Genomic DNA, 19,482 nt, shown 5'->3' with positions numbered 1-19,482 from the left:
AGGACGTGTCCGTGTCTCGTGCTGCCCTGCCGGTCTCCTCCCCCACTTCGAGCAGTGTCGAAGTGGCGGCTGACCTGCACAAGAAGGCGTTCCGGGCGGCGTCGGCCGGACGTCCTGCGGAGGCGGTGACGCTCCTGCGCCGGGCGCTGCGTGCACTGCCGGTGACGACACCGGGCGTCGAAGCGACCACGGTCCGCATCCGGATCCTGATCACCCTGTCCTACGGCGAGGCGGAGACGGACTCGGTCGAGGACGGCCTGGCGCGCCTGCGGACGGCCGCCGAGCTGATCGCCGGCCTGCCCGAGGGGCCGGGCGCGGTCGGCCTGCGGGCGATCGTGAAGGACCAGGAGGCCTTGATCCTCCACCGGGCCGGCCGGACCGCCGAGGCCCTCGCGCTCTACGACGAGTCGGTGCGCCAGTTGGAGGCCGGGTGGGCGGCCGGCGACGTCGGGGCGGCGACCCTGTCGACCGCGCTGATGAACCGCGGGTTGACCAACATCGCGTTCGGCCTGCCGGAGGCGGCGGAGCGGGACGCGCGCCGCGCCATCGAGCTGGCCGAGGCCGAGGACCTGCCGCTGCTGAAGGCGAAAGCGCTGGGGAACCTCGGCGACATCGCCCACCTGACGGGTGACGTGCCCCGGGCGCTGGCGTTCCACGAGCAGGCCGAGCGGGCGTTCCGGCTGCTCGCGCCGGACCTGGTGGCGCGGACCCAGATCGACCGGGCGCGCGTGATGCTGGCGGCGGGGCTGGCCGACGAGGCGGCCGGGCACCTGGACGAGGCGCTGGTCGTGCTGCGCCGCCGGCGCGTCGGCCAGGACCTGGCGGAAGCCGAACTGGCCCGCGCCGCCGCGGCCCTGCTGCAAGGCGACCCGACCACCGCGCGCCAACTGGCCGACCAGGCCCAACGCCGCTTCCGCCGCCGTGGCAGCAAGTCGTGGGCCGAACTGGCGGCGCTGATGCGCATGCGGGCCGAGTTCGCCTCGGCCACCGCCGAACCACCGCCCTCCCACACCGTTCCCCCGCCGGGTGCCGTCGTCCCGTCCACGACCTCGATCCGCGCGGCGGGTGCCTCGGCGCGGGTGACCCCGGCCCGCGCGACCCGGCTGGCCGAGCGGTTGACCGCGGTCGGGCTGACCGACGAGGCCTCCGTCGCCCGGCTGCTCGCCGTGCGGATGGCGATCCGGCGCGGCGACACCCGGGCCGCGCGCACGCTGCTGGACCAGGTGCCCGCGCCGGGCCCCATCACCCCGATCGACCACCGGATGCTGCTGCGGCTGTGCCGCGCCGAGCTGGCCGTGGCCGTCGGCGAGCCGGGGCTGGCGCTGCGCGAAGCGGAGGAGGGCCTGGCCGAGCTCGGCCGCGTCCGCGATCGGATGGGTGGTCTGGACCTGCTCTGCGGCACCGCCGTGCACGGCCGCGAGCTGGGCGAGCTCGCCGTCGGGCTGGTGCTGGAGCACGACGGTGACGCCGAGGCGACGTTCGACTGGCTGGAGCGGACGCGGGCGCAGGTGTACCGGTACGAGCCGTTGCCGGCGATCGACGACCCGGTGCTGGCGCGGCGGGTGGCGCAGTCCCGGTCGTTGTCGCGGGCGGTGCAGCAGGCGCGGTTGGACGGTCGGCCCGTGGCGGAGCTGGAGGGCCGGCTGGACGCGTTGCAGCGCGAGGTGGCCCGGCTCGGGTGGCACACGAGCGTGTGGGGCCGGCCGCGACCGGTGTGCGGGGTGGCCGACGTGCGCGCCGCTCTGGGCGACCGGGCGATGATCAGCTTCGTGACGCACGGCGACGTGCTGTCGGCCGTGGCGCTGGTGGCCGGTGAGGCGACGCTCGTGCGGCTGGGACGTGCGGCGCAGGTGTTCGAGTCGGCGCGGCAGTTGCACGCCGACGTCGACGTGCTGGGACCGGACCACCTGCCGCCGCTGCTGGCCGCGTCGGTGGCGGCGTCGGCGGCGCGGCGGGCGGAGCGGTTGGACGAGGTGCTGTTCGGGCCGTTGGCGGGGTTGATCGGCGGGCGCGAGCTGGTCGTCGTGCCGACCGGCGACCTGTACGCGGTGCCCTGGAACACCCTGCCGTCGCTGCACGGCCGCCCGATCGTGGTCGCCCCCTCGGCGACCGCGTGGCTGAACGCGGCCGCGGCGCGGACCGCGGCGAGCCGGGTCGTCCTGGTCGCCGGGCCGGACCTCCCCGAAGTGGTCGGCGAGGTGAGCGCCCTGCACGGCACCTACCCCGATGCGGTGATGGCGGAAGCGGTGGGTGACGTACTGGCCGCGTTGGACGGCGCCCGCTTGGCGCACATCGCGGCGCACGGCGAGCACGTCGCCGACAACGCCCTGTTCTCGCGCCTGGAACTGGCCGACGGCCCGCTGTTCGCCCACGAAGCCGCCCGCCTCCGCACCACACCCGAACAAGTGATCCTCGCGGCGTGCTCGCTGGCGCTGAGCCACATCCGGCCGGGCGACGAGGCGCTGGGCTTCGCGGGAGCCCTGCTGGCCGGCGGCTCGCACACCGTCGTGGCCGCGGTCAACCAGGTGGGCGACCGCGCCGCCGCGATGACCATGGGGACGTTCCACAAACTGCTGGCGGACGGCAAACCGGCCTCCCACGCCCTTGCCGAAGCCATTGCCGCAGACCCCCTACGTCGCCCATTCGTGTGTTTCGGAGCCTGAACTTTCCGCAACCACCACCCAATACGACCGAGTGAATCCATCCCCTTCGGAAGATAAAATCCCCACCCCCACATCACCAACCGCAAGCGATTGCGCAGCGAATTCGCGCTCGGTGACGACGCGCAAACGGCCCGGTCAGGCTCCTTCAGACCCGGCCAGGCTTGGTCAGGCTCGGCGCGATTCCGGCCTTCCGGCGCACTCGCCGGCCAATGCCCGCGCAGCCGACGCAATTCACCGGCGCAATCCGCAATCCGATCAACGCTTCGCCACGCCGCGCGCGGCAAGCCGGGTGGCAGCTTCCGCGGCAGCGGATGAGATTCGCGGGCCGAGCCGGTCCGGGGCCGAGCCGGTCCGGGCCGAGCCGGTCCGGGGCCGAAGCGGTCCGGGGCGGGGCCGGAGCGGGGCGGGGCCGGAGCCGGTGGTCGGGTCAGGATGTCAGGCGGTCCGGTCGGGCGTGTCGGGGCCGAGGGCGGGGTGGCGGTCGGGGTCGGCAGGCGGTGGGTGGCGGGTCGGGGTTGGCAGGCGGCGGGGTGGCCTGGGCCGAGGGGCGTGGGCCAAGGGACGTGGGGTGGAGCGGTCGGGGTCGGGGCGGGAGGGCCGGTGGGCCGGCTGGGCTTGGGCTGGCCGGCTGGGCTTGGGCTGGCCGGCTGGGCTTGGGCTGGCCGGCTGGGCTGGCTGGCTGGCCGGCTGGGCAGGTGGGGTGGTTCGGGGTTCGGTCTGGTTTAACCGAGGGGCGGTAACGGTGTTTCCGTACATTTTCGGGTCGATCTCACCCGATGGTGTGACCCGGCGGTACCGAACTTGCTGGTCGGCGGTTCCCGGCCCGCTCGCCACCACCGTCCCGCCCGCCGCGTCCACCGCGTCTACCGCGTCCACCGCGTCCACCGCGCAGCGCCGCATCCCAACCCTGGGTACGGCGAAGGGCCCGGGTCGCCAGAGGCGAGCCGGGCCCTTCGTGACTTCAGCCGATCAGACCTCGGTCAGGTGACCTGGTCGATCAGAAGTCCATGCCGCCGGCGTCCGGGACGGCCGGGGCAGCGCCCGCCTTCTCCGGCTTGTCCGCCACCACGGCCTCCGTGGTGAGGAACAGGGCGGCGATCGACGCGGCGTTCTGCAGCGCCGAGCGCGTGACCTTCGTCGGGTCCGGCACGCCGGCCGCCAGCAGGTCCTCGTACACACCGGTCGCGGCGTTGAGGCCGTGGCCGACGGGCAGGCCCTTGACCTTCTCCACGACGACACCGCCCTCGAGGCCGGCGTTGACGGCGATCTGCTTCAGCGGCGCCTCGACGGCGACCTTGACGATGTTCGCGCCGGTCGCCTCGTCACCTTCGAGGTTCAGGCCCTGGAACGCGATCTCGGCGGCCTGGAGCAGCGCGACGCCACCACCGGCGACGATGCCCTCCTCGACGGCGGCCTTCGCGTTGCGAACGGCGTCCTCGATGCGGTGCTTGCGCTCCTTGAGCTCCACCTCGGTGGCGGCGCCGGCCTTGATGACCGCGACACCGCCGGCGAGCTTCGCCAGGCGCTCCTGCAGCTTCTCGCGGTCGTAGTCGGAGTCCGACTTCTCGATCTCCGCGCGGATCTGGTTGACGCGGCCCTGGATCTGCTCGGCGTCACCCGCGCCCTCGACGACCGTGGTCTCGTCCTTGGTCACGACGATCTTGCGCGCCTTGCCCAGCAGCGACAGGTCGGCGTTCTCCAGCTTGAGGCCGACGTCCTCGGTGATGACCTGGCCACCGGTGAGGGTCGCGATGTCCTGGAGGATCGCCTTGCGGCGGTCGCCGAAGCCGGGCGCCTTCACGGCGACGGACTTGAACGTGCCGCGGATCTTGTTGACGACCAGCGTGGCCAGGGCCTCGCCCTCGACGTCCTCGGAGATGATCAGCAGCGGCTTGCCGCCCTGCATGACCTTCTCCAGCAGCGGGAGCAGGTCCTTCACCGACGAGATCTTCGAGCCGTAGAGCAGGATGTACGGGTCCTCGAGGACCGCTTCCTGACGCTCCGGGTCGGTCACGAAGTAACCGGAGATGTAACCCTTGTCGAAGCGCATGCCCTCGGTGAGCTCGAGCTCGAGCCCGAGAGCGTTGCTCTCCTCGACGGTGATGACACCTTCCTTGCCGACCTTGTCCATCGCCTCCGCGATGAGCTCGCCGATGGTCGAGTCGCCCGCGGAGATGGACGCCGTGGCGGCGATCTGCTCCTTGGTCTCGACCTCCTTGGCGGTCTTCAGCAGCTGCTCGGTCACGGCCTCGACGGCCTTCTCGATGCCGCGCTTGAGGCCGAGCGGGTTCGCACCCGCGGCCACGTTGCGCAGACCCTCGCGGACCAGAGCCTGGGCGAGCACGGTGGCGGTCGTGGTGCCGTCACCCGCGACGTCGTCGGTCTTCTTCGCCACTTCCTTGACGAGCTCGGCCCCGATCTTCTCCCACGGGTCCTCGAGCTCGATCTCCTTGGCGATGGAGACGCCGTCGTTGGTGATGGTCGGCGCGCCCCACTTCTTCTCGAGCACGACGTTGCGGCCCTTGGGGCCGAGCGTCACCTTGACGGCGTCGGCGAGAATGTTCATGCCACGCTCGAGACCGCGGCGGGCATCCTCGTCGAACGCGATCATCTTGGCCATTGCGGTGTGTTCCTCCGCCTGATTACGAATGGGGCCACTGCGGGCGCACGCCCGCAGCGGAACACGGTGCTTCGGCCAGGCTCGGTGCCCGCGACGGACGACCAGCCCCCAAGAGGGGACGGGCCTCACCGTCCCAGCCTGCGTGTTGGCACTCAGGTGTTCCGAGTGCCAATACCGTGTTTAGCACTCGACGGAGGAGAGTGCAAGAAGAGCTGGTCAGCGGGACGTGCGAACGGGCACGCTGGTCGGCAGCGGTTTCTTGCTCGTCGTGCCCCCGACCTCGATGGATTGGCTCGTGCCGCCGTTGCCGCCGGTGCCGCCCTGGCGCGGAGGTTCATCCTTCGGCGTGAGGATCACCACGAGGATGACGATGAGCACGATCGCCACCGCGCCCGCGAGCACGGGCGCGAACCACGCCGGCCGCGACTTGGCGGTGGTGGTGAACGCGCTCGCGCCGACCTGCGCGGGCGGGCGCAGCCGCACGGGCTCGTGCAAAAATCCCGGTGGGGGCTGTTGCTGCTGGTAGGGCTGCTGCCGGTAGGGGCCGCCGGGCTGCTGCGACACGGGCACGCCACCGGTCTGCGGGCCCATCGGCACCGCGCCGGAGTCCGTGCGGCGTGGCGGCGGCGCGCCTTGCGGGGCGCCCGACAGCGCGACCCGCGCGGCGGCGACCAGCTCGACGCACGAGCCGTACCGCTGGTTGGGGTCCTTGGAGGTGCCCTTGCGCAGCACGTCGTCGATGGCGGGCGGCAGCGACACCATCGAGGTCAGCGACGGGATCTCCGCGCCGAGGTGCCCCTGGATGACGTCCTGCACGCTGCCCTGGAACGGCGGCCGGCCGGACAGGCACGCGAACACCATGCACGCGAGCGCGTACTGGTCGGTGCGGCCGTCGAGGGGTTCGCCGCGCAGGTGCTCGGGCGCGGCGTAGGTGGGCGAGCCGAGGAAGTCGCCGGTGCGGGTGCGGTGCCCGGTGGCGCCGCGCCGGGTGAGGCCGAAGTCGGCGAGGTAGACGTGCTCGCCCGCGGCTTCCTTGGCGGTGACCAGCACGTTGGCCGGTTTCACGTCGAGGTGGACCAGGCCCTTGCCGTGCAGCATGTCGAGCGCTTCGGCGACCTGGCCGAGCAGCGTCAGGGTGCGCGCGGGCGAGAGCGGGCCGTCCTTGATGTGGCTGGCGAGGTCCTGCCCGTCGACCAGCCGCATGGCGATGTAGAGCAGCCCGTCGACCTCGTCGAAGTCGTAGAGCGGCACGATGTTGGCGTGGTCGATCGCCGAGGTGTTGCGCGCCTCGTCGACGAACCGCTCCCGGAACTCGGCGTCCGCGGTGAGGTGCTCGCCGATGACCTTCAGGGCGACCTTGCGACCGAGCCTGACGTCCGTGGCCTTGTAGGTCACGCTCATGCCACCGCGGCCGAGCACCCCGTCGATCCGGTAATGGCCCAGCCGTCGCCCGCTCAGGTCCTCCGACACGCGACGGAGCCTAACGTCCGCGTACAGGGCCTTGCGCGGGGTTCCCGGCAGATGGGGCGGACGGTCCACCGGGCGGACCCGGGCGAGGACCTCGGCGGCCGTCTCCGCGACCACCCCGGCACCGGTTTCGGGAAGGACGCCCGACCCGCCTGGTGACGGGCCGGGCGGAGGTCACGGCGCCTTCCGCACGTCCGATGCCTGGCTGCGGCCGTCGCGCCCCGCCTGGATCTCGAACTCCACGCGGTCGCCCTCGGCCAGCGTCCGGAAGCCTTCCATCTGGATCGCCGAGTAGTGCACGAACACATCGGGCCCGCCGTCGGCCGCGATGAATCCGTAGCCCTTCTCCGAGTTGAACCACTTGACCGTGCCGACAGCCAAGACGTCCTCCTTCGAGAAATACCCTGAGCAAACCGCCACGCTAGAGGCACGAGGGGGTTCGCCGATACCTCCTTATGGAGTCATGAGCGTGCGCTGAATCCGTTGTCGCGCAACCAACTGACGAGTCCTCGCGGGCTGCGGGTCCGGGTGAGCACGAGACCGGGTCCGGCGAAGTCGAGGACGAGCCCTTCGCCATTCCGCACGGATTGGGGCGCGCCGGGGGAAACGGCGCGCAGCCGGCACTGCACGGTGTCGGCGAACGCGACCACGTGGCCGCCGGCCAGGGTGACCAGCTCGCCGGGGTCGAGGGTGACCACGTCGAGCGTGCCGTAGCAGCTGAGCACGACCGACCCGGTGCCGAACGCGTAGGTGAGGAAACCCTGGTCGCCGCCGTGCAGCGCGCGCACGGGCGGCGCGGACGGGTCGAGGTGGGCGGTGGCGGCGCAGGCGAGCCAGCTGTCGCGGGAGACGCACCAGCCGGTCGTGGCGTCGAGCTCGAGCACGTGCAGGTCGCCGGGCAGGGGCGGCGCGACGTCCACCCAGCCGCCTTCGGGGCCGGCGGTGCACAGCGCGGCGCTGACGCCGGGTGACTTGGTGCGGCCGTCGACGGTCACGCCGTAGCTGGTCGCGAGCACGGAGGAGCGCTCGACCACCACCGGTTCACCGGGTGCCAGGACGAGTCGGGCCACCCCGAACGTGGGGGTGTGGCGGGTCCGGACCTGCAACTTTCCCCCTGTCGTGATCAGCCGGTCGGAGCAGTCTGCCACGGGCACGGCAGGATGGGGCGCGTGTCTGACACGCTGACCCGAGTCGCTGATCACAAGGCCCACGTCGCCGGGCTGGTCGGGGCGATGCCGGTGGTCGAGTCGCCGGTGGCGGACTGCCTCGGCCTGGTGCTCGCCGAGGACCTGGTGGCGACGGTGCCGTTGCCGCCGTTCGACAACTCGGCGATGGACGGCTACGCGGTCCGCGCGGCGGACCTGGCGTCGGTCCCGGTGCGGTTGCCGGTGGTGGAGGACATCCCGGCGGGGCGGGCGGCGTCGGCGCCGCTGGCGGCGGGCACCGCGCACCGGATCATGACGGGCGCGCCGGTGCCGGTGGGCGCGGACGCGGTGGTGCAGGTGGAGTGGACCGACGGCGGCACGGCGGTGGTGCGGGTCGACCGGCCGGTGGCGGCGGGGCAGAACGTGCGGCGGATGGCGGACGACGTGGCCGTCGGCACGACGGTGCTGCGCGCGGGCGTGGCGCTCGGTCCGGCGCAGTTGGGGTTGGCGGCGGCGCTGGGCTTCGGCTCGCTGCCGGTGCGGCGCAGGCCGCGGGTGCTGGTGCTGTCGACGGGGTCGGAGCTGGTGGGGCCCGGTGTGCCGTTGGAGCCGGGGCAGATCTACGAGTCGAACGGCGTGATGCTGGCCGCCGCGGTGCGCGAGGCCGGCGGCGAGGCGGAGCTGCTGCGGTTCGTGCCGGACGACGTCGAGCGGTTCCACGCGGCGATCGCGCCGCGGTTGGCGTCGGTGGACCTGCTGCTCACGTCCGGTGGCGTGAGCGCGGGGGCGTACGAGGTGGTGAAGGACGCGTTCACCGGGCGCGGCGTGGAGTTCACGAAGGTCGCGATGCAGCCGGGCGGACCGCAGGGCGCGGGCCGCTACCAGGGGGTGGCGGTGGCGACGCTGCCCGGGAACCCGGTGAGCGCGCAGGTGTCGTTCGAGGTGTTCGTGCGGCCGGCGCTGCGGGCCGCGATGGGGTTCTCGCGGGTGGAGCGGCCGACGGTGGCGGCCCGGTTGAGCGCGCCGATCACGTCACCGGCGGGGCGGACCCAGTTCCGGCGCGGCGCGTACGACCCGGCGTCGGGGCGCGTGGTGACGCCGGTCGGCGGGCCGGGTTCGCACCTGCTGTCGGCGCTGGCGGTCAGCAACTGCCTGATCGAGGTGCCGGAGGAGGTCACGGAACTCGCGGCCGGCGCCGAGGTGGCGGTGCGCCTCCTGCACGGAGAGTGATGGCGACCTGACGCTGCGCTATTGATCACACGTGTGACGGGGCTTACACTGGGGGTGATCGAAGTTTCGGCCGGTCCGTGCGTTTCGTCGGGGGACGCACGGGCGGGCCGGACGCGGGCCGGCGGAGCCGCGTAGCGTGTGGCGGGCCGGAAGCACTGCCCTGACACGGAAGAGCCATGACCGTCGATCGCGACAAGCACAGTGGTGCCGTCTCCCACTTCCTCGAGCTCGCCCGGGGGATCGTCCCCCCGATGCACCCCGCGGGCCGTCCCTTCGTGGCGGGCGCCGCAGTCGCGACGCTGCTGCTGCGCCGGTACTCCAAGCGCGCCGGCGTCGTCGGCGGCCTGCTGACCGCGTGGGTCGCGTGGTTCTTCCGCGAACCCAAGCGGACCACGCCCACCCGACCCGGCTTGGCGGTCGCGCCCGCCGACGGCACGGTGTCGCACGTGGTCGAGGCCGTGCCGCCGGTCGAGCTCGGCCTCGGCGCCACGCCCATGACCCGGATCAGCGTGTTCCTGTCGGTGTTCGACGTGCACGTGCAGCGCGTGCCGGTGCCGGGCCTGGTGCGCCAGGTGTCGTACCGGCCGGGCAAGTTCCTGAGCGCCGACCTGGACAAGGCCAGCGAGGACAACGAGCGCAACACGGTGTGGCTGACCACCCCGGACGGGCACGACGTGGTGGTCGTGCAGATCGCCGGGCTCGTGGCGCGGCGCATCGTGTGCGAGGTCGCCGAGGGCGACAAGGTGGCGGTCGGGCAGACCTACGGCCTGATCCGGTTCGGCTCGCGGGTCGACCTGTACGTGCCGACCGGCAGCCGCGTGCTGGTGGAGGCCGGGCAGCGCACGATCGGCGGCGAGACCGTGCTCGCCGAGCTACCCGCGGAGGGCTGAGCGGATGGCTCCCAGCGGGCCGGGGATCAGGCTGCTGCCGAACGCCATCACGGTCCTCGCGATGTGCGCGGGGCTGTCGGCCGTGCACTTCGCGATCATCGGGATGTACGGGGCGGCGATCGGCTCGATCGCGGCGGCGGCCGTGTTCGACGGGTTGGACGGGCGGATCGCCCGGCTGCTCGACGCGACCAGCAAGATGGGCGCGGAGCTGGACTCGCTGGCGGACGCGATCTCGTTCGGCGTCGCGCCCGCGTTGGTGATCTACGTGTGGAGGTTCGACCCGGGCCGTGAGGGCTGGGTCGTCGCGTTGATCTTCGCGGTGTGCATGGTGCTGCGGCTGGCGCGGTTCAACACGCTGCTGGAGGTGGAGCAGCCGCCGTTCGCGAAGGAGTTCTTCGTCGGCGTGCCCGCCCCGGCGGGCGGCTTGCTGCTGCTGCTGCCGCTGATCCTGGACGAGCAGCTCGGCCGGCCCGGCTGGTGGTCCAGCCAGGCGGTCGTGGCCGTGTGGACCGTGGGCATCGCGCTGCTGCTGGTGAGCCGGATCCCGACGCTGTCGGTGAAGACCATCAAGGTCCCGCCGCGCTACGCCGCGCCGTTGCTGGTGCTGGTCGGCCTGCTGGCGGCGGCCGTGATCACGTTCCCGCTGGTGGCGCTGATCGCGGCGATGCTGGTGTACCTCGCGCACCTGCCGTACTCGGTGCGCCGGTACCGGTGGCTGTCGAAGCACCCGGAGGCGTGGTCGGTGCCGGCGGCGGACCGGCGGGCGATCAAGCGGGCCCACGGCGTCGCCGCGCGGCGGCTGGGCCTGCGGCAACCGCTGGGCGGTCGCGTGGCCGGCGCCGCGATGCGCGCCGTGCGACGGCCCCGGCGGGCGGTCGACCCGACGCAGGTGGCGGCGGAGACGAACGGTCAGGCGAGGCCGGGCAAGCGCCGGGGCTGGCGACAGCTCGGCCTGCGCCGACACGACCGCCCCTGACCCGCCCCCACGCCACCACAACGGCCCCCACGCCACCACAACGGCCCCGCAGCACACCACCAAGGCCCGATTTGACATGGGTTCGGGTGCTTTAGGCTGGTCGAAGCCGGCAGGCCCGGCGGGACGCTTTACCCCGCTGGGCCTGCTGGCTTTGGCCTGCCTGGAGCGCCCGTAAGGGCCCCATGTCAAATCGAGCCGTACCCTCTTCAACCGCCAACCCGGGCCGACCCCACCCCCGATCCCGACCCCGACCCCGCTCTAGTCCTCGTCGTCCGCGAACGGGTCCTCCGAAGTCGCCGGATCCCACGACAGCCCGGGCACGCCCCACCCGTTGGCCTTAATCATCTTCTTCGCCGCGCGCTTGTGCCGCCCCACCAGCCGGTCCAGGTAGATGATCCCGTCGAGGTGATCGGTCTCGTGCTGCAGGCACCGCGCGAAGAACCCGGTGCCCTCGACCTCCACCGGCTTGCCCTCGCCGTCGAACCCGGTCACCTTCGCCCACGACGCCCGACCCGTCGGGTACGTCTCCCCCGGCGCGGACAGGCAGCCTTCGAAGTCGTCGTCCGGGTCCGGCATCCCCAGCGGCACGTCCGACGTCTCCAACGTCGGGTTCACCACCACGCCCCGGTGCCGCACACCCTCGTCGTCCGGGCAGTCGTAGACGAACAACCGCAGGTCGATCCCGATCTGGTTGGCCGCCAGGCCGACTCCGTGCGCCGCCGTCATCGTCTCGTGCATGTCGTCGATCAACGTCCGCAGCGACTCGTCGAACACCTCGACCGGGCGGGTCGGGTTGTGGAGCACGGGTTCTCCGGCGATCCGGATCGGGTGAACTGCCATGGCGTGCAGCCTAACGGCGGGTCGGATCGGACGCGCCGACCGATGAGCGACCCACCACCAAGATCACGTGATGTAATGGCACCCACGCACGGGACACGGCTGAGGAGCCAGATGGACGCCGCAGAGGCACTGGCGCCGGCGGAGGGGCCGGACGACGGTTTGAACGACCGGGAGCGCGAGATCCTGGCCTTCGAACGCCAGTGGTGGAAGTACGCGGGTGCGAAGGAACAGGCCGTCAAGGAGCTGTTCGACATGTCCGCGACGCGCTACTACCAGCTGCTCAACGCGTTGATCGAGAAGGAAGAGGCGTTGGCCGCCGATCCGATGTTGATCAAGAGATTGCGCCGGTCCCGTTCCGGCAGGCAACGCGCCCGCGCGGCGAAGCGGCTGGGCGTCGAGCGCCGATGACGAACCCGGAACAGTCGACGGGTCCCGCGCACCCGGCCCGCGCCGCGGGTTACGCGCTGCTCGGCGTGGCCGTGATCGCCCTGGTCGTCGGCCTGGTCAGCCTGTTCACCGGCGACCCGGACGACAACCCGCCCGCGGCCCAGTCGTCCCCGCCGTCGGCGACCTCTGGCACGCCGGACGGCTCCGCGACCTCGGCCGCGCCCACCGAGCCGACCACCACCAGCCCGCCGTCGTCGGAGACGTCGCCGCCCGCCGGCACGTCCGCGGCTACGACGACCGCCGTTCCCGGCGGCCCGACCACCACGGACATCCCGCCGCCGCCCGTGGCCACGGCGCCCAAGGTGCCGGTGCGCATCTACAACAACAGCACCACCCAGGGCCTGGCCAAACGCGCGTCGGACGAGGTGGAGCGCGCCGGCTGGCAGGTCGCCGAGAAGGGCAACTACTCCCAGGGCACGATCTGGACCACCACGGTCTACTTCCGCCCCGGCACGGACGAGGAAGCCTCGGCCCGCGAGCTGGCCCAGCTCCTCAACGCCCGCGTGGAACCCCGGTTCGACGGCATCCAGGCCGCGCAGCCCGGCATCATCGTCATCGTCACCAACGACTACCGGGGCCCGTCCGGCAAGGTGTCCAGCTAGCTCCACACCCTCGCCGGACAGGTCCCCGAACAACCGGACAGGCCGCTCGGACAAGCCGCCCGGACAGACCCCGGGCCGCGTCTAGCGTTCGCGTGACCTGGCGTAGGCGGCGAGGGCTTCGAGCTGGGCCGGGTCCAACGACGGCCGGACCGCTTCGCGCGCCGACGCCAGGTGGGCGCCCGTCACCTCCGCCGCCGACAGCGACTCGCGCATCGCGGTCAACGCGGCCTCGCGGATCAACGCCGCGCAGTCCGCCGCCGAGTACCCGTCCAGCTCCTCGGCCAACGCGTCCAGGTCCACGTCCGACCCCAGCGGCGTGTTCCGCGACGACGCCCGCAGGATCTCGGCGCGCGCCTCGGCGTCCGGCGGCGGCACGTAGACGAGTCGTTCCAACCGTCCCGGCCGCAGCAGCGCGGGGTCGACCAGTTCGGGCCGGTTCGTCGCGCCGAGCACGATGACGTCGCGCAGCGGCTCGACCCCGTCCAGCTCGGTGAGCAGGGCCGCGACCACCCGGTCCGACACGCCCGAGTCGGAGGACTGGCCGCGGCGGGGCGCGAGCGCGTCCACCTCGTCCAGGAACACCATCGCGGGGGCCGCCTCGGCCGCGCGGCGGAACAACTCGCGGACCGCGCGTTCGGACTCGCCGACGAACTTGTCCATCAGCTCGGCGCCCTTGACCGACAGCACGTTCAACCGGCCGGTGCCCGCCAGCGCCCGCACCAGGAACGTCTTGCCGCACCCGGGCGGCCCGTAGAGGAGGAGGCCGCGCGGTGGCGCGACACCCAGCCGGGCGAAGGAGTCGGGGTACTGCAACGGCCAGAGCGCGGCTTCGGTGAGGGCCTGCTTGACCTCGGTCATGTCGCCGACGTCGGCCAACGTGAGCCCACCGGTGCGCAGGGTGTCCGAAGTGGACATGGAGATCGGTCGGACGGTCTCCAGCGCTCCCAGCAGGTCGGCCTGCCCGACGCGCGGCTCGTCCGCGTCCCGCTGTCGCAGCGCGGCCCGGAGTGCCGCTTCACGCCGCATCGCCACCAGGTCCGCCGCGACGAAGCCGGGCGTCCGGTCGGCGATCGCGCCGAGGTCCACATCGGACTCGACGGGCACGTCGCGCAGCAGGACCCGCAGCAGCTCGGTGCGGGCCTTGCCGTCGGGCAGCGGCAGCACGAGCTCCCGGTCGACCAGCTCGGGGACCCTCAGCCGGGGGTCGATCGCCTCCGGGTGCGCGCTGGTGACGACGAGCGCGACGCCGTCGGGGCGGGCGCGCAACGCGTCCAGCACGACGGTCGCGACGGGCGGGGCCGAGGCGGCGGGCAGCAACGCCTCGACGTCGGTCAGCACCAGCACCGCCGGGGCCCGCGACCCGGCGCGGCTGAGCGCGTCGGCGACCCGTTGCGCCGCCGCGTTCGCCTCCAGCACGGCGATGCTGGGTGCGGCGACTTCGACCACCGTGGCGTCGGCGCCTTGTGCGACGGCCCGCACGAACGTCGCCTTGCCGACGCCTTCGGGCCCGCTGACCAGCGCCGCCAGCCGGGCCGCGGCACCGAGGCGGGCGAGCAGCTCCGGGTGGCTGAACGTCAGGTCGAACCACTCGGCCAACCGCTTCGCGGCCTCCTGCTGCCCGACGAGGTCCGCCACCGGCACGGCGGGCGTCACGACCTCGACCTCCGCCGGGCCCGAACCCGCGCCGGTCGTCGCGGTCACGCCCGCGGCCGTGCCCGTCGTGCCCGTCGTGCCGGTCACGCCGACCGTCGCGCCGCCTCCCGCCACGACCGCGGGCGCGTCGCCCGTGCGCGCGCCGTCACGCCAGCCGACCACCGTCGACGGCTGCACGGCCACCGGCCCGGCCGGGTCGGCGGAGGTGATGGTGAGCAGTTCGTTGGTCCACGTCATGCCGATGGCGTTGGACAGCTTGCGCCGGGTGGCGCTCACGTCCGAGCCGGGCGGCGGGGCGAGGTCCTGCGGGAGCAGGGAGACGGCGTCGCCGACGGTCAGCACCTTGCCGGTCAGCGCCATGCGCAGGGTCTCGGGGGTGAGCGACGTGCTGGCCAACCGCGATCCGGCGACGGTGACCGAACGTGCGGCGGTGACGTCCACCGGGGCCACCACGATCTCCGCGCCTTCCACCACGCCGAGGTTCGACAGCGTCACGTCGTCCACGAGCACCACGCCGGGCGGGTCGTCGCCGGAGGTCGCGGCGGCCAGGGCGGCGCTCACCCGGGCACCGGTCAGGCGCACCGCGTCCCACGCGCGCAGGCCCAGCGCGTCGAGCACCTCCGGGTGGAGGCGGACCACGCCGCGGCGGGTGTCCAGGGCCGAGGGGGACAGGCGGGCGGTCAGCGTGATCACGGGGTGAGCGTAGTTGGGGTGGGCGGCCGGGGGCGTGTGGTCGGCCGGCTCGGGCCCGGTGCGGGCGACGGCGGCTGGCGGTGGTCGCGGGTGGGTGGTGGGTCGGGGCGGGGGTTGAGGGGCGGTCCTCGTTGTTTCAACCGACGTTTCAGGATGGCGATAACGGCGTTTCAGTACATGACTCTTCCACGATCACTCGAACGGGCGACGAACGTGGTTGGCTCGCGATGTACCGAAGAGGAGTGTCCTCGCAGGTCAGGGCGCGGTCGGCGTGATTGTCGCGGTCGGCGCGGTCGGCGAACCTGACCGACTCGAAGCCGGGGGTGTTCGCGACCGGTCGGCGTTCTAGACCGGGTCGGCGGCCGGTTCGCCCGGGCCGGGGTTCGGCGCGTCCGGGACCGGGTCCGCGGTGGCGTGCTGGTCGCGGTGGGCCTTCGCCTGGTGGTCGGCGCGCGGTGGGCGTTCGGGGCGGCGCCAGGGCAGTTCCGGGAACGACGCGAGCTCGACGTGCGTGGCGCAGCGGGCCAGGTCGGCGTACGCGCCGGCGAGCACGGCGGCCCTGATGCGACGCACCTGGCCGACCGTCGGCAGCTCCCCCACCAGCAGGAACGGCAGCAGCAGCCGCCACGCGCCGACGATCGCGACCCGGGACCGGTGCGGTGCGCGCAACGTCGCCCTGGCCACGCGCAACGCGTGCTCGCCCGCGTCGATGGCGCGCGGGTACCCGGCGTGGTCCCAGGACCAGCGCAGGCCGTCGGCCATGGCGCAGCGGACGCAGTCGGCGGGCCCGGTGGCCAGCTCCTCGCCGCACTGGCTGCACGCGAGCAGGGTCATCGCCCAGTCGGTGCAGGTCCACGGGTGCCTGCCGACCTCGTCGGCGAGCACGAGCTCGGCGAGTTCGCGCTCACCCGCGCCGCCTTCGGCGAGCTGTTCGGCGGCGAGCAGCACCTGCCAGTCCTGCAGCCAGTACTGGTCGACGAGCTCCGCGCAGAACCGGCACGCCGGGTAGCCGCGACCGGCCAGGTCGCCGCACGACGGGCAGGGCGAGACGGCGGCGGGGCGGGCCACGCGCCGGGCGCCGGGCGGGAACGGCCGGTGATCAGCCACGCGGAGAAAGGTACGCGCAAACGGTGGCGCTTGGCATCCGCACCTTGGCATCCGGACCGGGCCCTGGTTATGGTCAGGTCGGTGGCTCGACACGCACCGACAACTCAACACACGCGGGAGCTCGCGCCACAGCGGGCTGAGAGGGCGGCTGGAGCGCGAGGCTCCGGCGCCGCCGACCGCCTGAACCTGACCGGGTAATGCCGGCGTAGGGAGGAATGTCGTGACGGCACTTGACGACCGTTCGGTGAAGCCCAGCGTCACCACGGGGCCCATCTCGGGTTCGCACAAGGTCTACCGCGAGGTGGACGAGGGTGTGCGGGTCCCGTTCCGCAGGGTGGAGCTGACCAACGGCGAGCACGTCGACCTGTACGACACTTCCGGTCCGTATACCGACGACAACGTGACCATCGACGTCCACAGTGGACTTCCCGGGCTGCGCGCGGACTGGGTCGCCCGGCGTGAGCCGGTCGACGGGGCGGTGACCCAGCTGGCGTACGCCAAGGCGGGGATCATCACGCCGGAGATGCGGTTCGTGGCGGCCCGCGAGAGCATGAGCCCGGAGTTCGTCCGGGACGAGGTGGTGATCGGCCGGGCGGTCATCCCGCTCAACCGCAACCACCCCGAGGCCGAGCCGATGATCATCGGCAAGAAGTTCCTGGTGAAGATCAACGCGAACATCGGCAACTCGGCCGTGACCTCCTCGATCGAGGAGGAGGTGGAGAAGATGGTGTGGGCGTCGCGGTGGGGCGCCGACACGATCATGGACCTGTCCACGGGCAAGCGGATCCACGCGACCCGCGAGTGGATCATGCGGAACTCGCCGGTGCCGATCGGCACGGTGCCGATCTACCAGGCGCTGGAGAAGGTGGACGGCGACCCGGCGAAGCTGTCGTGGGAGGTCTACCGCGACACGGTGGTCGAGCAGGCCGAGCAGGGCGTCGACTACATGACGGTGCACGCGGGCGTGCTGCTGCGGTACGTGCCGCTGACCGCGAAGCGGGTGACGGGCATCGTCTCGCGCGGCGGGTCGATCATGGCCGCGTGGTGCCTGGCGCACCACAAGGAGAGCTTCCTCTACACGCACTTCGAGGAGCTGTGCGAGATCCTGCGCGCCTACGACGTGACGTTCTCGCTGGGTGACGGGCTGCGGCCGGGGTCGATCGCGGACGCCAACGACGAGGCGCAGTTCGCGGAGCTGCGGACGTTGGGCGAGTTGACGCACATCGCCCGGTCGCACGACGTGCAGGTGATGATCGAGGGCCCGGGTCACGTGCCGATGCACAAGATCGCGGAGAACGTCCGGTTGGAGGAGGAGTGGTGCGGCGAGGCGCCGTTCTACACCCTCGGGCCGCTGGCCACGGACATCGCGCCCGCCTACGACCACATCACGTCGGCGATCGGGGCGGCGCAGATCGGCTGGCTGGGCACGGCGATGCTGTGCTACGTCACGCCGAAGGAGCACCTCGGCCTGCCGAACCGGGACGACGTGAAGACCGGCGTGATCACGTACAAGATCGCGGCGCACTCCGCGGACCTGGCCAAGGGCCACCCGGGCGTGCAGGACTGGGACGACGCGCTGTCGAAGGCGCGGTTCGAGTTCCGGTGGGAGGACCAGTTCAACCTGTCGCTGGACCCGGACACGGCGCGGTCCTACCACGACGAGACGCTGCCCGCGGCGCCCGCGAAGACGGCGCACTTCTGCTCGATGTGCGGGCCGAAGTTCTGCTCGATGAAGATCACGCAGGACGTGCGGCGGTACGCGGAGGAACGCGGTCTGTCCACTGTGGAGGCGATCGAGGCGGGCATGTCGGAGAAGTCGGGCGAGTTCGCCGACCACGGCGCCAAGGTGTACCTGCCGGTGGTCGATTGATGGAGAGCGCGCTGATGGCCGTCACCCCGCCCAGGGTCCTCACCATCGCCGGGTCCGACTCCGGCGGTGGTGCGGGACTGCAGGCCGACCTGCGGACGTTGTTCGCGTGCGGTGTGCACGGGATGACGGCGGTCACGGCGGTGACCGTGCAGAACTCGCTGGGTGTCACCGGGTACACCGAGATACCGCCGGAGGTGGTGGCCGCCCAGATCGAGGCGGTCGCCACCGACATCGGGGTGGACGCGGCGAAGACCGGGATGCTGGCGTCGGCGGCGATCATCGAGGCGGTCGCGGCGGCCGTGGACCGGGTGCCCGTCGGCCCGTTCGTGGTGGACCCGGTGGCGGCGTCGATGCACGGGCAGCAGTTGCTGGCCGACGACGCGCTGCAGGCGCTGCGGACGCTGCTGTTCCCCAGGGCGACGCTGGTGACGCCGAACCTGGACGAGGTGCGGCTGCTCACCGGCATCGAGGTGCGCAGCCGCGCCGACCAGCGCAAGGCGGCCGAGGCGCTGCACGCGATGGGACCGGAGTGGGTGCTGGTCAAGGGCGGGCACCTGTGGGACGACCCGGAGTGCCTCGACGTGCTGTACGACGGCGCGGAGTTCATCGAGCTGCTCGGGCCGCGCTACGACGTGAAGCACACGCACGGCAGCGGGGACACGCTCGCCTCGGCGATCTCTTCGCAGCTCGCGCGGGGTGCGGACGTGCCGACGGCGGTGCGGTTCGGCAAGGACTTCATCGTCCGCTCGGTGGCCGCCGCGTACCCGTTGGGCGGCGGGGTCGGTCCCGTGTCGCCGTTGTGGCGGTTGGAGGGCTAGCGGCGGCGGGTGTCGCCATGCGCGCGGAGCTGCTGGACGACCGGACCGCCGACTTCCCGGCCCGGCACCCGTCCGCGACCGTGCTGCACCTGTCGTGCGAGCCGGCCGCTCGGGCGCGGCTGCTGGACGTGCCGGCCGGGGACTACCGGCTGGTGCACGCGTCCGTCACGGACGACGGGTGGTGGGACGGGGTGCCGGCGGACCGGCCGGTGGTCGCCGTGTTCGAGGGTCTGACGATGTACCTGACCGAGGACGGGGTGCGCGGGCTGGTGCGTCGAGGGCTGGGCCGGCGGGTTGAGGTGCGTGGACGCGGTGCGCTCGGTGGAGCTGCCGCAGATCGCCGCCGAGCCGTGGCCGGGACGCGTGCCGATGCGGGTGCCGGCGCGGTTGCCGAAGGTCAGGGACGTCGGTCGCGTCCTGCGGTACCGGTTCTAAGGCTGCTCTAAGCCACCCGTGTGGAA

At 72.7% G+C, this 19,482-nt stretch carries 16 protein-coding genes; 9 read left to right on the top strand and 7 right to left on the bottom strand.

The annotated features are described in order from the left end of the window. Positions 1–62 precede the first annotated feature (62 nt). Entirely contained in the window at positions 63–2,663 is a 2,601-nt protein-coding gene (locus tag IOD16_RS39100; protein ID WP_236594633.1) for a CHAT domain-containing protein, read from the top strand. A gap of 997 nt (positions 2,664–3,660) precedes the next feature. On the opposite strand, the gene groL is transcribed toward IOD16_RS39100, so the two are convergent. From groL to IOD16_RS39080, 4 genes are all read right to left on the bottom strand, one after another. Next, complete coding sequence (groL, locus tag IOD16_RS39095) at positions 3,661–5,283, bottom strand: chaperonin GroEL (protein WP_123744400.1); 1,623 nt, start codon at positions 5,281–5,283, stop codon at positions 3,661–3,663. 216 nt (positions 5,284–5,499) lie between these two features. Continuing rightward, positions 5,500–6,753, bottom strand: coding sequence for a serine/threonine-protein kinase (locus IOD16_RS39090; protein WP_201438302.1), 1,254 nt, complete (start codon positions 6,751–6,753; stop codon positions 5,500–5,502). Positions 6,754–6,924: 171 nt separating this feature from the next. After that, the gene (locus IOD16_RS39085; RefSeq protein WP_033443686.1) at positions 6,925–7,131 is read right to left on the bottom strand and encodes a cold-shock protein; all 207 of its coding nucleotides are present in this window, start codon (positions 7,129–7,131) and stop codon (positions 6,925–6,927) included. 80 nt (positions 7,132–7,211) lie between these two features. Then, on the bottom strand, positions 7,212–7,856 hold the full coding sequence (locus IOD16_RS39080) for an AIM24 family protein (RefSeq protein WP_123744403.1): 645 nt from the start codon (positions 7,854–7,856) through the stop codon (positions 7,212–7,214). A gap of 54 nt (positions 7,857–7,910) precedes the next feature. Between IOD16_RS39080 and moeA the strand changes: the two genes are divergently transcribed. The 3 genes from moeA to pssA all read left to right on the top strand — a co-directional run bounded on the left by moeA (position 7,911) and on the right by pssA (position 10,991). Beyond that, on the top strand, positions 7,911–9,125 hold the full coding sequence (gene moeA / locus IOD16_RS39075; RefSeq protein ID WP_201438301.1) for a molybdopterin molybdotransferase MoeA: 1,215 nt from the start codon (positions 7,911–7,913) through the stop codon (positions 9,123–9,125). A 176-nt stretch (positions 9,126–9,301) separates the two neighbouring features. Next, positions 9,302–10,015 (top strand): phosphatidylserine decarboxylase, encoded by a 714-nt coding sequence (locus tag IOD16_RS39070; protein ID WP_201438300.1) that lies wholly within the window; start codon positions 9,302–9,304, stop codon positions 10,013–10,015. A 4-nt stretch (positions 10,016–10,019) separates the two neighbouring features. Next, complete coding sequence (gene pssA / locus IOD16_RS39065; RefSeq protein WP_123744406.1) at positions 10,020–10,991, top strand: CDP-diacylglycerol--serine O-phosphatidyltransferase; 972 nt, start codon at positions 10,020–10,022, stop codon at positions 10,989–10,991. 258 nt (positions 10,992–11,249) lie between these two features. Here the strand turns inward: pssA and IOD16_RS39060 are convergent, their stop codons facing one another. Then, the gene (locus IOD16_RS39060; protein ID WP_201438299.1) at positions 11,250–11,831 is read right to left on the bottom strand and encodes a peptide deformylase; all 582 of its coding nucleotides are present in this window, start codon (positions 11,829–11,831) and stop codon (positions 11,250–11,252) included. A 111-nt stretch (positions 11,832–11,942) separates the two neighbouring features. On the opposite strand from IOD16_RS39060, the gene IOD16_RS39055 reads away from it, so the two are divergent. Both IOD16_RS39055 and IOD16_RS39050 read left to right on the top strand, forming a co-directional pair. Next, positions 11,943–12,239, top strand: coding sequence for a DUF3263 domain-containing protein (locus tag IOD16_RS39055; protein WP_053715184.1), 297 nt, complete (start codon positions 11,943–11,945; stop codon positions 12,237–12,239). Continuing rightward, positions 12,236–12,880 carry a LytR C-terminal domain-containing protein gene (locus IOD16_RS39050; RefSeq protein ID WP_201438298.1) on the top strand — a complete coding sequence of 215 codons (645 nt, stop codon included), beginning with the start codon at positions 12,236–12,238 and terminating at the stop codon, positions 12,878–12,880. The genes IOD16_RS39055 and IOD16_RS39050 overlap by 4 nt, the downstream gene beginning before the upstream one ends. Positions 12,881–12,961: 81 nt before the next feature. Here the strand turns inward: IOD16_RS39050 and IOD16_RS39045 are convergent, their stop codons facing one another. Both IOD16_RS39045 and IOD16_RS39040 read right to left on the bottom strand, forming a co-directional pair. Then, the gene (locus IOD16_RS39045; protein WP_201438297.1) at positions 12,962–15,226 is read right to left on the bottom strand and encodes an AAA family ATPase; all 2,265 of its coding nucleotides are present in this window, start codon (positions 15,224–15,226) and stop codon (positions 12,962–12,964) included. Between the two features lie 345 nt (positions 15,227–15,571). Beyond that, a complete protein-coding gene (locus IOD16_RS39040) occupies positions 15,572–16,333 on the bottom strand; it encodes a hypothetical protein (protein WP_236594632.1) in 762 nt (253 codons plus the stop codon). A gap of 220 nt (positions 16,334–16,553) precedes the next feature. Here IOD16_RS39040 and thiC point away from each other — a divergent pair, with 220 nt between their 5' ends. The 3 genes from thiC to IOD16_RS39025 are packed head-to-tail and all read left to right on the top strand — an operon-like array spanning position 16,554 to position 19,467. Next, entirely contained in the window at positions 16,554–18,203 is a 1,650-nt protein-coding gene (gene thiC / locus IOD16_RS39035; RefSeq protein WP_201438296.1) for a phosphomethylpyrimidine synthase ThiC, read from the top strand. Between the two features lie 14 nt (positions 18,204–18,217). After that, the gene (thiD, locus tag IOD16_RS39030) at positions 18,218–19,021 is read left to right on the top strand and encodes a bifunctional hydroxymethylpyrimidine kinase/phosphomethylpyrimidine kinase (protein WP_123748175.1); all 804 of its coding nucleotides are present in this window, start codon (positions 18,218–18,220) and stop codon (positions 19,019–19,021) included. A 17-nt stretch (positions 19,022–19,038) separates the two neighbouring features. Continuing rightward, positions 19,039–19,467 carry a hypothetical protein gene (locus IOD16_RS39025; protein ID WP_201438295.1) on the top strand — a complete coding sequence of 143 codons (429 nt, stop codon included), beginning with the start codon at positions 19,039–19,041 and terminating at the stop codon, positions 19,465–19,467. The last annotated feature ends 15 nt before the right edge of the window (positions 19,468–19,482 follow it).

The organism is Saccharothrix sp. 6-C (assembly GCF_016695385.1).
Taxonomy (GTDB): domain Bacteria; phylum Actinomycetota; class Actinomycetes; order Mycobacteriales; family Pseudonocardiaceae; genus Actinosynnema; species Actinosynnema texasense.
Note: the sequence above shows the minus strand (reverse complement) of the source record. Positions and strands in the feature narration are given on the sequence as shown.

Coding starts and splice junctions, on each gene's coding strand:
- IOD16_RS39050 (WP_201438298.1), top strand. CDS start 12,236: ATGACGAACCCGGAACAGTCGACGGGTCCCGCGCACCCGGCCCGCGCC.
- groL (WP_123744400.1), bottom strand. CDS start 5,283: ATGGCCAAGATGATCGCGTTCGACGAGGATGCCCGCCGCGGTCTCGAG.
- thiD (WP_123748175.1), top strand. CDS start 18,218: ATGGCCGTCACCCCGCCCAGGGTCCTCACCATCGCCGGGTCCGACTCC.
- IOD16_RS39070 (WP_201438300.1), top strand. CDS start 9,302: ATGACCGTCGATCGCGACAAGCACAGTGGTGCCGTCTCCCACTTCCTC.
- IOD16_RS39025 (WP_201438295.1), top strand. CDS start 19,039: ATGCGCGCGGAGCTGCTGGACGACCGGACCGCCGACTTCCCGGCCCGG.
- IOD16_RS39060 (WP_201438299.1), bottom strand. CDS start 11,831: ATGGCAGTTCACCCGATCCGGATCGCCGGAGAACCCGTGCTCCACAAC.
- pssA (WP_123744406.1), top strand. CDS start 10,020: ATGGCTCCCAGCGGGCCGGGGATCAGGCTGCTGCCGAACGCCATCACG.
- IOD16_RS39055 (WP_053715184.1), top strand. CDS start 11,943: ATGGACGCCGCAGAGGCACTGGCGCCGGCGGAGGGGCCGGACGACGGT.
- moeA (WP_201438301.1), top strand. CDS start 7,911: ATGGGGCGCGTGTCTGACACGCTGACCCGAGTCGCTGATCACAAGGCC.